The sequence below is a fragment of the Spongiivirga sp. MCCC 1A20706 genome, assembly GCF_046524175.1.
In the GTDB taxonomy this organism is placed as follows: Bacteria; Bacteroidota; Bacteroidia; order Flavobacteriales; family Flavobacteriaceae; genus Spongiivirga.
This window is the reverse complement of record NZ_JBEFZF010000004.1, coordinates 17,785-31,645: the sequence shown is the minus strand read 5'-3', so window position 1 is coordinate 31,645 and position 13,861 is coordinate 17,785. Positions and strand designations below refer to the sequence as shown.

3 protein-coding genes and 1 tRNA gene are annotated in these 13,861 nt (G+C 38.5%); 2 read left to right on the top strand and 2 right to left on the bottom strand.

The features are described 5' to 3' along the window. Nucleotides 1–85: 85 nt before the first annotated feature. Together ABN763_RS10430 and ABN763_RS10425 are read right to left on the bottom strand one after the other, a co-directional pair. A complete protein-coding gene (locus ABN763_RS10430) occupies nucleotides 86–3,730 on the bottom strand; it encodes an ABC transporter permease/M1 family aminopeptidase (protein ID WP_410485404.1) in 3,645 nt (1,214 codons plus the stop codon). A 34-nt stretch (nucleotides 3,731–3,764) separates the two neighbouring features. Next, nucleotides 3,765–4,652, bottom strand: coding sequence for an ABC transporter ATP-binding protein (locus tag ABN763_RS10425; protein ID WP_410485403.1), 888 nt, complete (start codon nucleotides 4,650–4,652; stop codon nucleotides 3,765–3,767). Between the two features lie 223 nt (nucleotides 4,653–4,875). Between ABN763_RS10425 and ABN763_RS10420 the strand changes: the two genes are divergently transcribed. Continuing rightward, nucleotides 4,876–4,950: transfer RNA gene (locus tag ABN763_RS10420), tRNA-Val, on the top strand. A gap of 461 nt (nucleotides 4,951–5,411) precedes the next feature. Next, nucleotides 5,412–13,775, top strand: coding sequence for a T9SS type B sorting domain-containing protein (locus ABN763_RS10415; protein WP_410485402.1), 8,364 nt, complete (start codon nucleotides 5,412–5,414; stop codon nucleotides 13,773–13,775). The last annotated feature ends 86 nt before the right edge of the window (nucleotides 13,776–13,861 follow it).

The following is a 13,861-nucleotide window of genomic DNA, read 5'->3' as shown; positions in this document are numbered from 1 at the left end:
GTAGTTTTCTTTTACAATATTGAAAAACTACTTCACAAAAAACCCGCAGATAATGACCTGCGGGTTTTTGATAATTGCCTAATATTTATAGTTTTCTTCGATTGTCGTTTGAATTAGTATCAATCAACTTATTATAAGGATCTACCCCTACCTCTACTGGTTTTTTATCTACGATAATACTCAGCTTATTATTAATAGTAGTGACTTTGTGCTTTTTAAGATATAACTCAACTTCTTTCGTCTTACCGTCAATTTCTTCTTCGCCAAAAATACCGATATCAACGTAATCCGCTAATTTCACAGAAAGTTCCGGTTTTCTCATTTTCTCCGTCTTATAACTAAGCGTATCTCCTTCTTTTTCACCATAAAAACGCTTCCCTTTTTCATCATTTCGATACTTACTTACATTGAATTCGATATCGACCTTGTATTTGCCATTATCCATTTCTGTTGAGGTAACATCGACCACTTTGTTTTTATATAAAGTGATCGTTTCGAACATATCCTTTATGACGTACTGCAACGAATCTGGAGTTACTGCTTTTATATGGTTTACCATATCAATCGAGGTGGTATAAGGTGCCTCTTGAAACTTTACTTTTTCTACATATTTCTTTAAAGCATTATTTAATGTCTTTTCGCCGATGTAATCACTTAGCGCATAAAATACCAACGATCCTTTTTGATAACGAATATACCCTTGACCGTCATTGTACATTAACGGTTTTTCTCGTTTACGCTCAAAGGTTCTTCTTGTTAAGTAATCATCAAGCGCCTTTTTCAAGAACTTTCGCATCTTACTTTTTCCTTGTTGGTGCTCAAGAACCTTTAAAGAAACATATTCAGACAAACTTTCGGATAACATCGTTGCTCCTAACACATCAGCACCAATTACCTGATGTGCCCACCATTGATGCGCTACTTCATGAACCGTAATCGCAAATGGATAATCGACACCGCCTTCGTCGGTATCATCGACATCAGCGATAAAACCAGCATCACCTGCATACGGTATGGTATTTGGAAATGACTGTGCAAAACTTCCTGAAGGAAACTCCACTATACGAAGTTGTTTATGTTGATATGGGCTGAAATTCTCCGTGTTGTATTCTAAAGAAGCTTTTAAACCTTCCATAAAACGTTCTATATTATAATCATGCCATTCATGATGATATATCTCTAAGTTGACATCTTTCCATTTGTCTCGTACTACTTTATATCTAGCTGAGTTATAGGCAAAGAAATTTAATATCTTACTATCCATTTTATAATGGAAATAACGTCGTCCATCTTCTACCCACTCCTTTTGAAGATAGCCTGGAGCAATGGCAATCTGATCTTCGGACGTGCTCACTGTAGTTTCAAAATCGATCCAATCTGAGTCACTACGTATATAGGTATTAGCCAGCGCAGTAGAATCTGAAGGATGCGGTTTTAACTCATTTGGAGGCAAGTCATATTTCTTACGTGTTTTATTATCTCTTAATTCATTCCCATCACTATAACCCAAGGTTGGAAATATCGCAAAATTGTTAATAAATGTTCCATTTTCAACTACAGGCGAATTTCTTCTAAGTGCAGTATTAGGCTCATTTTCGACAGTAATATCTAATCCAAGAGTGTCGCCCGGTAAGAGTGGTTGTTTTAACCTATAAATATCAAAATTATACAAGGTGTCTTCTGAAACCAACGTGTTCTCCCTATTAAAAGTAAAAGTACTAGGGTAACTATTGTGATTTAATAAAATACTATCGATGGCTTGATTTGTTTTATTGACCATTATATAAGTAGCACTTGCCTTAAAATCCCTTGATTTTGGGTAAATGTTCATATCGGCATTTACTGATACGATTCTAGGTTGAGGAACCCCTTGATACTTTTTATATTTCTTTTCCCATTCTACTCTTTGAAGTTCTTGTTCTTTAGAAGAAGTACGTTCATTTTCAATATTGTTCTCATAGTAAATTCTGAAACCCATACTCAAGAAGCCAACAAAAAATAGCACAAAAGCAGCTATTGTTAGGCCTCTAAATCTCGATTTTGCGATGTATAGTCGTTCTTTAAATGAGTGCGGTAAACCTCGAACCCAAAATAGGGTTGTCAAAACCAAGAGGGTCAAACCACAAAGCGTCCAATAACTTCTGTAAATTAAAAATCTAGATAAGGAGCCGTATTTTGTCATATCGGTATAACTAAAACCACCTCCTTGATTATACTTAAATATTGCTTGCTCGATTCCCGCAAGACTTAAAAACGGCAACCCTATTACAATAACTAAAAGGATAAATAAGCCTAGATATGGGTTACCAACTAGTGTCTGTACGAACATGGCAAGAAAAGCCCAGATTATAAAAACTATAAAATTTAGAACATAAAGCTCGAACATATAATGCCATATCTCAAAAGTATCGAAGCCCTGGGATATTTGATAAATTAGACCCGATACCATTATAACCGTTAATAAGAGCAACTGCATTTTCAATAAAGCAAGAAATTTTGAACCAAATAATGTCCAGTTGGGAACAGGTGAAGCATCTACAAGATGATTGACTCTAGCGATCTTACCACGATGTACCAACATTCCTGAATACAAAAAAGTACAGATAATGATGGATAGGTAGAAAGCATCACCTTTGTCCAACATTTTCCAAGTCATTGGAAGCGTCTTAGTACCAAATAAATTACCAACCTCTGAAATATTTATTACAATAAATATTAGTCCAATAAAGACAATACATATAAAAGGCCAACTCTTAATGATATATTTAAAGTCAGTATTAGATAACCTCCAAGTAGTTTTTAAATTCTGTAAAAAAGAGTAATCCTTAATCACTTTGGGAAGTTTTATTCTGGTAATACCTCCAAAATTACTTTTGGTGATACGTTCTCCTTTCTGTTTTCTAAAAGAAAATGAAATGGCATTTTGACTAAAACTAAACACTTTAAAAACCAACCCAAAAATCAAAGCGGCAACACTTAACCAGATTAACCGGTTATAAAGTATCACTTCTTTTATAGGGAGTTGTAGCTCGTTTTTCTCGGCAACTGTCCAATACCTAGTATAGTACTCTGAAGCTGAAAAACCAAAAGGATCTAAAAGCGCGCCCATGTAACGATTATCAGGATTTGAAATAAGTCCATCCAGTAAATCGCGGCCAAAAACTATAATTACCGCTACAATAAAGCCCGCAGCTATATTTCTTGTAAACGTAACAACACCAAAAATAATCGCACCAAATAATAAGATATTTGGTAATGCGTACACTCCAAAAGCTGTAGCATAGGATTGAAAATTGAAAGAAGTTACAATATCCGGATTTGTACCAGGCAGCCTATACCCTACGAATATACCTAGGGCAATACATAATACTACCAGTGACACGATAAACACTCCGCTAAAAAACTTTGCAAATAAATAGTTAGCCTTTGTAAAAGGGTACGAATATAAAATGGTATGCATTTCACTTTTATAATCCCTATAAATAGCCACCCCAATTATAGATGGGAATAGGAAAATTATCAAAGTTGCCAATCCGTTCAGAGCTCCCATTATTCCAATTGGAGAGTTCACAATATTCGCAGATCCTGTAGTAGCTGTAACAGAATCGAAAATACCAGCAGAGGCTGCCGCGATTAAAATTGATAACGCAAAAAATATCGCAGCATATATATAAAAGGCCGGTCTTTTAAACCAATACCTTAACTCATTCATGAATATAGTTGAAAACATATGTAAAATCTTGACTTGTTAAACTAAATATTGGTTAGGCATTTACCGTTTCACCTTCTTTCAAAGCGATAAAATAAACATCATCTAACTGCGGTTCAGCATTTTCAAAATCAGCTGCAGGTTTTTCTGACGAGTGCACCCGAATATTTAGTGTATTGTCTTGATTGTAGTTAGATGATAAAATATTATACATTGCTTCCATCGATTCTAATTCTTCTCGATCGATCACCTTGGTCCATATTTTACCTTCTATTTCAGCAGTTGCTTCCATTGGAGTTGTATGTTTTAAAATACGTCCACCATTTAAAATCGCCATTTCATTACAAAGTTCTTTAACGTCTTCGACTATATGTGTAGAAAAGATGACTGTACTATTAGTCCCTACTTCTCGAAGAACGTTTAAAAAACGATGGCGTTCTGCCGGATCAAGGCCTGCTGTAGGCTCATCAACTATAATTAGTTTTGGATTATTTAATAGCAATTGGGCGATACCAAAACGCTGTTTCATACCACCAGAATACCCAGCTACATTTTTCTTCCTGACATCGTAAAGGTTAGTAATTTCAAGTACCTCCTTAACCAAAGCCTGTCTATCAGACTTTGTCTTCACCCCTTTTAATGTCGCAAAATAATCCAACAAGGCCTCAGCCGACATTTTAGGATACACACCAAAGGTTTGGGGTAGATAACCCAACACTTTTCTCAATGACATTTTATCTTCTAATACATTGATATCACCAAAAGTAATGGAGCCTTCATCTGGACTCTGAAGGGTAGCAATAGTTCTCATTAAAGATGATTTACCCGCTCCGTTTGGGCCAAGTAACCCAAACATTCCAGCTCCAATTTCAATATTTACATTGTCGATTGCTTTTACCCCGTTTCCGTAAGTCTTGGTGAGATCTTTGATGATAAGTTTCATATATATTTTGGAATTAATTTAGTTAGTTTTAAAATATCTGCCTTAGAAATTTGTTATTGGACTTCCATGAGCTTGTTTTGTTACAATAAAATCAATTTATTTTAACCAGGTTTGAAAGTCAAACTGGAAAATCATCTTAGAAGCTTTAAATGTGTACCCTATATTATTTTGAAAATTCATTTTTACAGATGAAAAAGATTTTTACCTTCGCCACAACAATGAAGAAGCGTTAGCTCAGCTGGTTCAGAGCACTGCCTTGACAGGGCAGGGGTCGTTGGTTCGAATCCAATACGCTTCACATCAAGCAGAATCCTCAGGGTGGTAAGCCTTGAGGGTTTTTATTTTCTACAGTAGCGAACTGACTTTGAATCATCACCAGATAACACGATAAGCTTTAAATCATACAATTTTCAAGTATTCTGTGATTGGTTTTTTAATCAGTTCTCGGCCATTTTTGATATCAAAATCCAAGTATTTTTCACCAAAAAAATAAATACTGTTAACAAGAAACTTTAATTTGCTAATAATGAACACTATAGACCAGCAGTAGTATTTAACATAATTTGTAAGTTAAAACTTTCAATTTTAACATAATTTATGCATTTCGTCGATTTTTTAATACTTAAACCGTTTTTTTTAATGCTTTTTGCTTAATATTACTTAAGAGAATAATCAAAAACCTAATGGCTTGTCCTCCCCCAAGCGGACAACCCAGCTAAACTTAACCTAATAATGCGTTTCCCCAAAACAAACGTATTTGTGCTAGTATTGCTCCTGGTAGTAGTTTCAGTTGTATTTGCAGCTAATAACATTACCGCTTTCATCCCTATTTCATTTTTTGAACGTGATATCCAGGCTATAACCGAAGAAACTACCGCGGTAAAAACAATACAGGCTCTTGAAAAAGAAGCTACAGCAGCAATAATGCCAAATCCGTTAATTGCAGTTGCCGATAACATTGTTACTTGCCCAAATAACGGACTCCCTTTGGCAAGATTTTTTCTTTGCGGAACAGGAGATACAAGAGATATTATCACTGGCATTACCGGATCTACTATAAGTTGGCAGCAATTAGACCCAACAAGCTGCGCGGGTGTCACAATCGATGATTGCCCAAATACCAACGTTGCGTGTACTTGGAATACAGTTGGAACAGGTCCCGATTTTACCATTACTGGTCCTGGTGAATTCCAAGTTGTTATCATTACAAATGGCGCTTTGGAACGCTACTATTTTAAAGTGAATAGTAATCCGCTGGATCCTCAAACTATTAAAACCGATCTAATATGCGGAAACGATGGTCAAATTGAAGTAACCAACATTCCCGCTGATTATGAATATAGTCTGAATGATCCTAATGGCACTTATCAAACCTCTCCAATTTTTGACATCACTGCAGCTGGAACCTATAATATTTATGTAAGGCAGCAAAATGCAGGTCCCTCAGCTTGTATTTTTCCAACGCAACCCATAACAATTGAAGAACAGGACATCGACGTAGACATTACTCCTACAAATATTGAATGCAGTGGGGAATTTGGTTCAATCGCCATTCAAATAAACGATGTGCCTGAATTTTACAATTATTCATTATCCTTAGCAGGTACTGTTATCGATACATTTGGGCCTTCCACTAACAATAACTACACATTTGACAATTTAAATGGTGGTACATATGAAGTGTTAGTTACCACCGATGATGGTTGTACTTATAGTGAAACCATCGACATTTCGTCATTATCTACCCTCGATCTAACTGCCTTTGCGACCGAGAGTTTTGGTTGTGGCGGCGCTACAGTCGATATTACCGCAAATGCAACGGGAGGTACGGGTCCATATCAATATTCAATCAACGGAGGCACTTTACAATCATCAAATATTTTACAGGCTACGACTCCTGGAGACCAAACTATTTTGGTGCGGGATGCAAACAATTGTGAAAAAACCATTACCTATAACGTCCCAGATATACTACCTCCGGATATTACCATTGACAACTTTGATAGCAACTGTGCTGGGGCTAACGACGGACAGATCTTAATTACCGTTAACAATAGTAGAGGTTACGAAATAAGTTTTAGCATTGACAATGGTGTAACTTTCCAAAATTCCGGTAATTTTTCGAATCTTGCACCCAACAATTATGATGTCGTCATTAGATATCGCTCAGGTACTTTTGAATGCGATATCACCAGTACAGAAGCAGTAAACTCCGCCACTAGTTTAGTAGGTTATAGACAAATTGATGTGGAAGCGACTTGTACTACAGGTGCGACTGTATCGTTTACAGGTGTTGCAGGTGGTCAAGCTCCATACTTTTTTGACCTTGGAAGTGGATTTTTAACCAACCCAATATTTACGAATGTAAGCCCAGGGTCATATACTCCTAGAATACGAGATAGTAATGGCTGTGTCTTAGTTTTAGCACAATTAAATATAGCATCCCCTAACGCGCCTGACGATCTTCAATTCGCGATTGCCAGTGTCGATTGTGCCGCAGGTACTGTAAACGTAGAAGTGACCTCAACTGGAGGTGGTACTAATCTCACTTATGAGATTACCGCTCCCGCAAGTGTAGGACCAAGCCAAACCACTCCGACTGTACGATTCGATGGCCTTGCTCTTGGAAGTTATACCTTTCAAGTAACCGATAATGACAGTGGTTGTAGCTATCAGGAGAGTTATGCGATAACTGATATTAGTTCAATTACCACAAGTGGTCAGCTAGTTCAAAACGTTCAATGTTTAGGAGAAAGCCAGGGTGTTATCAGATTTTCCGTAAGCGGTTTCGACAATACCTATAGCTATACTATTGACACGCCCACTCCAACGGCAGGGAATAATGTAAATAACACTTCTTTAGATTTTACCGGCTTACCAGCAGGGACCTACACTTTACAAATCACTGATGACGATACTTCGTGTACTGACTCAGCTATAGTAACGGTAGATGCTCCTTCAGCGGCATTAGATCTCACTATTGATGTCGATGCAATGGATTGCGGAAACAACAATCGGGGTCGTGTAATTGGCCAAGGAATTGACGGATGGGGTGGTTATCAATATCGACTTACGCAACCGGATGCAACAACGATTCCTGCTTCAGGAGACTTTAGAAACAACCGTAGTTTTGGTAACTTATCACAAAGTGGTGAGTACATCTTAGAAGTGCAGGATGCAAACGGATGTGTCGTAGAGCAGCGATTTACCTTGACTCCAGTCGATCTTCCGGTACTTAATAACATTTCTGCACCAGCAGATTTTTGTTTTATCTCAGGTACAGGTGCCTCAATAACGGTGGAAGTACAAACCGGAACAGGAACCGCCCCCTTTGAGTATAGTATTAATGGTGATACCCCTCAAGCGTTACCAACCTTTACCGGTTTAAATCCCGGAACTTATACCATCGAGGTGATTGATGCGAATGGTTGTACTGATGATATTGTAATAGATATCGAAAGACCATTAAGTGTTGTTGCATTTATAAGTGCCGACTTAAGATGTGGAATTCCAAGTCCCATCGCTGCAGAAATAACTATTAATGCAAGTCGCGGTTATTCCCCTTATGGTAATATTGAGGTATTTTTTAACGCTGCCTCTATTGCAAATATTCCTGCAGCGGGATCTAACACCACATTTAATACTTTAAATCCCGGAACCTATGAGTTTGTAGTTACCGATGCTAATGGTTGTACAACCCGAAGTAATGAGGTGATAATAGATCCACTTCCGGTAATATCAGAATTACCCCCTCTAGTAATCGATGCCAGCTGCGGATTAGACAATGGTGCTATTGAAATAAGACCAGACCCCACTAGCGGTGCAGGCCCTTTTTTATATAGTTTAGATGATGGTATTAACCCCCCAACACCTTTTACCGGTCAATCACTATATCCAGGTTTAGCAGCAGGGAATTATTCATATACCATACGAGATTCCAAAGACTGTGAATCGACTTTTAATGTGACGATTAACACCACCCCTGCTCTAACGGCAAGTACTTCCAGTTTAGATGAAACCTGTAGTGGTGGCACAATTAATCAGGGTAGTATTCAAGTAACGGCCATTGATGGTGTCGGACCTTACACTTTTGAACTATTTGATGCGCTGACCAGTAATTCCACTGGAACCATTCTAGGACCATCAGCCGGACCTGAAACCTTCCCAGTTGATTTTGGTTCTTATTTTGTAGTGGTGACAGATTCTAATGGTTGTAGCTTTACGACAACACCTGATCTTATAAATGATCCCGGTGACGTAACGCTCAATTACACTCCACCACCAAATATAGATTGTACCAATACCGGTACTGCCTATGAAGTAACTATTGTTGGTGGGGGGACCGGACCAAACCCAGGGTGTTTTCAAATAGGTTTAGCAGGTGGCCCATTAGGTGCTCCAAACGCTTTACCAGCTCCTAGTGGTGGCGCTTGTGAACGTAATCACAGTTTTGCAGGTATCGTCACAGGTTCGGGAAGTTATGTGGTTGAGATTCTGGATGAAACAACAGGCTGTCGTTATTTTGAAGAAATCATAATTCCTGAACCGAACGACCTTAATATTATTACAGACCCCTCGACAACACCCGTTTGCGAGGGAGAAACCACTGGCACACTAAATTTTACGGTAAATGATTATACAGGAAACGAATTAACTATTACAGTATTAAATACTGATACCAATGCTGTGGTTTCTGCAGCCAATGCAATTCCCGTTCCTAATGGAACTGGGGTCGGAACCGCACCATTTACTTTTTCTCCTGCACCTTATATCAATAATTTACCAATAGGAAATTATCAAATTTTAGTTGAAGAAACTGATCCAACTTCCACTCGATGTGGAGCTTCAGATACTTTTAGCATAAATGCCAATCCGCCCTTGCAGTTAAGTCAATTGACCAATATAAATGCCGGTTGTACATTTAATGCCCAAGTGGTTATACAAGGAACTGGAGGTTCTGGCACTGGTTATGAATATCATTTTGTTCCTGACCTGACACCAGGTAATACCACGGACGATAATCCTGTTCCAGCTGATTATGCAGCAACCAATAATGAAATTGAACTTGATCCTGCAAGTGCCTTAAATTGGGATGCCTGGGTACGTGACAGTAATGGTTGTGAGACCAAAATTGATATTGTAATTGCGATCGATCCACAACCAGTGGTTGATGATATTACCATCATAAATCAGTGTAGTCCAACAAATAATACCTATGATGTCGAAATACAAATAGACCCCGTTGTATTAGCTTCGCTTACAGCACCAATTACCTATGCTATTATTCCCCAAGGGTTGCCAACTACCTCGATAACCTATACAAACAGTCGCTTTTTTAATGGTATAAGCCCCGGTGATTATACTGCTATTGTTAAAGATGGTAAAGGATGTGTTTCTCCTGAAGATTTTACCTTGAATCCGGTATTAAGAATTACTGCTGAATTTAGCACGTTACCAACATGTAATGATAATGATGGCGAGATTACGGTTAACATTCAACAAAGCTCAGGTCTTACCAACCTGACATTCACCTTAGATGACGGAGTAAACCCTCCCGTAATCCAAAATGGAAATAACGTTTTTACCAATTTGGCTCCAGGTAGTTATACCATAGACGTTGTTGATAATGAAACAACTTGCCCAGCTTCTACTTCAGTCAATCTCGACCCAAGGGTTATTCCGGTAATCACTAGCTTAAATAAGACAGATATAAGTTGTAATAATGCTGATGACGGTACTTTTACAGTTGAACTAGATGGAGCTTCGGTTGGTATTGGTGCCGACCCATTTACGTATATTCTATATAGAGGTAATATCCCCCTAGGCGGACCATATCCTGCTGAAGTGGCCAACCAAACTTCAAACATTTTTGAAAATTTAGATCCTGATACGTATACAGTTCGTGTAGTTTCAAATCAAGGATGCGATGTCGTACGTTCAGAAACTATTATTGAGCCACCTGCTTTCGTAATATCTGCATCCAATACGACATTTAGCTGTAATCCACTAAATAACAGTTTTAGCACTGCTCAAATTACGGTTTTCCCTAACGGTACTCAAAGCACAAACCCCGCAGATAATACAGGAACAGGACCTTACAGCTATAGCATTGATGGAGGCATCACATTTCAAAACAGCAGCACTTTTGAAATTGTAGATAATGGCTCATCACAAACATTTACTATAGTCGCTAGGGATGTCAATGGTTGTATTTCAACACCGATACCTGATATAACAATCGATCCTCCAAACGTACTAGATATTCAAACTTTAGTCGTTAATGGAATTACCTGTAGTAGCGACCCATTGAATCCCAATCCTGCCGTAGTAAATATCCGTGTTGCTTCAGGTGGCGGAGGTGATTACATTTTTTATTTAATGCCGATAACGGCCATTGGCACTCAAAATACCGCAGTAGGTGTAGATAATGCCAATTTCAACATCAGTATTCCCGGTGATTATCTTTTTGCCGTTGAAGATGAACTTGGTGGGGGTTGTCGTTATTTCTCTGAAATTGTTACCATTGATCCTTACGATACTATTGAGGCAGATATATCAAATCCGACTTCAGTATGCTTTACCGCTCCTAATCCTTTGGCTGATAATACCGGTACTGTAGACCTTAATGTAAGCGGATATACAGGAACCTACAACTATGAAGTATTTTTGGAAAATGGAACTTCAACAGGAATTATTGGTTCAGGTGATACCACAACTGGTGCTACCAACGTAACCAACTTACCCGGCGCGAATATTTATATTGAGGTAGTAGCAACTGGTATTCCCTTTTGTCCTGCTCGTTCAAACACGATAACGATCCCAAAGCCTGACGATCCGTTAAGTTTTACTGCCGAAGAAACAGCCAATGTAACATGTAGTAATGATAAAGGAGTCCTAGTACTTACTCCTTCAGGTGGCTGGGGTAATCATGAGTTCGAAGTCATAAATACCACAACTGGTGTTACCATACAAACTTTTAGCAGCAACCGTATTCTAACAGGATTATCAGCAGGTGTGCATCAAATCACGGTCAGAGATAATCAAGATTGCAGGTTTACAGATACTATTAATTTATCAGAACCAACTCCTATTGCAGGAGAGATTGAATTAGTTAATGGATTGTTCTGTCCGGGAGATAATGATGCAATAATTCAGGTAGATGGTGCACTATCCGGAGGTGAGGGATCCTATATTTTTAGGTTAAATCAATTAGATGAAAACGATGCAGTTCTGCAAACAAGCGGACCACAGTCGAACGCCCAGTTTGGAAATTTACCGGCAGGAAATTACTCGATTATTATAAGAGACGGGTGGGAATGCGAACATACCACTCAACCATTTAGGGTACAAGATCCGGAACCACCGCTGGTATTGCTCCGAGAAGCAGTAGCCTTATCATGTGTAGATCCGGCGGAGTTAGAAATAAACGTAACCAATCCGGACCCAGGAGCAGAATATGAATATTTGATTAGTACTGACGATCCAGCAACAGGGATATGGACGGCTATGGGAGCCGGTGTCTTTACCACAATGGTTCCTCAACCCCAGGGCCAATATCGTTACTATATTCGAGAGGTCGGAGCCAGTTCATGCCCTTCGGTAATTACTAATCAGGTACGAGTTGATCCGGTTCCAACCTTAAATGTAATTCCCGATGAAACCAATGCTAACTTAAAATGTGCCGGTGAAGCAACGGCCATTATACGTGCAGAAGCCAATGGAGGTTCAGGCGATTACAGATACCGCCTTTTTGATGCGAGTGCGAACCCTGCAACGGATCCGCCCCTAGCCGGACCACAAGATTCCGGTATTTTTAGAAATTTAGGTGCTGGCAACTATTTTATAGAGGTTGAAAGTAGAGGATGTAGAGAACGTACCACCAATATTCCTGTTGTAGACCCTGTTCCTCTGCAGGCTGAAGAACCACAAATTACTAATGTAAACTGTCCTGGTGGAATGAACGGAAGCATCATTGTAGAAGCATCTGGTGGAACGGGTCCTATTCAATTTGCAATTAGCAATCGTTTAAATGAATTTTTCGATGAAGAGATCCCTGGAACCAATGTATTTAGATTCGATGATTTAGTGGCAGGCACCTATGAAATAATCATACAGGATTCAGTAGGATGCTATATCACCTATACAAGAACAATTTCAGAACCAGCGGCAATAACAAGTACGTTTAGCACGATCCCTGAAAGCTGTTTGGGGGATGATGATGGGGTAATCAGAATACAACTTCAAGGAGGAACACCTCCATATTTTACAACATTAGATCCCAATGATCCTACAAGTTATACTGAAAATCAATTTGAGTTTACCGATTTACGCGGAGACCAAACCTATGAAGTTCATGTGCGTGACTCCCGAAACTGTACTCAAATTGTACCTATTGATCTAGGGGTAGGTATTCCGTTAAATCCTAATCCTTTGGTACGTTATGAATGTACAGGTACCACTTTAATGAATGAAGTAGAAGTAGATGTTGGATCCATTCCGTTAAATGATGTCATGTTTGGTTTAGATGGCGGTAGTTTAGGAAATTCGAATGTCTTTACCCAATTATCTGAAGGAGATCATGAAATCAGAGTGCTACATAGAAACGGTTGCGAGCGGATGGTCAATTTTTCAATTATTACTGCTGATCCTGTTTCGGTAAGTATTGTAGAAACAGGAAATAACGTATTAACTGCCATGGCCAGTGGTGGAGTGCCACCGTATACTTATTACGTTAATGGTGAAGATACAGGAGAAGACAATATAATTATTGTTCCTGAAAATGGCCTTTATGAAGTTAGGGTAGTTGATAGTAATGGTTGTGAAGCTAGCGACCAGATAGACTATTTATTTATCGACGTTGAAATACCGAATTTCTTTAGTCCTAATGGTGATGGCCAAAATGATTTCTGGGCTCCAATTAACCAAGTATCCTTCCCGAATATAGAATCAGAAATTTATGATCGTTATGGGCGGTTACTTAAAACACTAAAGCAAAATGAAAAGTGGGACGGTCGATATGAACGTAATATGAAACCTCTTCCTTCCGGTGATTATTGGTACGTTATTAGACTTAAAGATTTTGACAATCGTGAGTTTACAGGGCATTTCACATTGTTGCGATAAGTTAGACATGAATGAAGTATCTTTACTTAAGTTTTGTTGAAGACAATAAACCAATAGCAATATTACATTCGTATTATAGTTAGTAA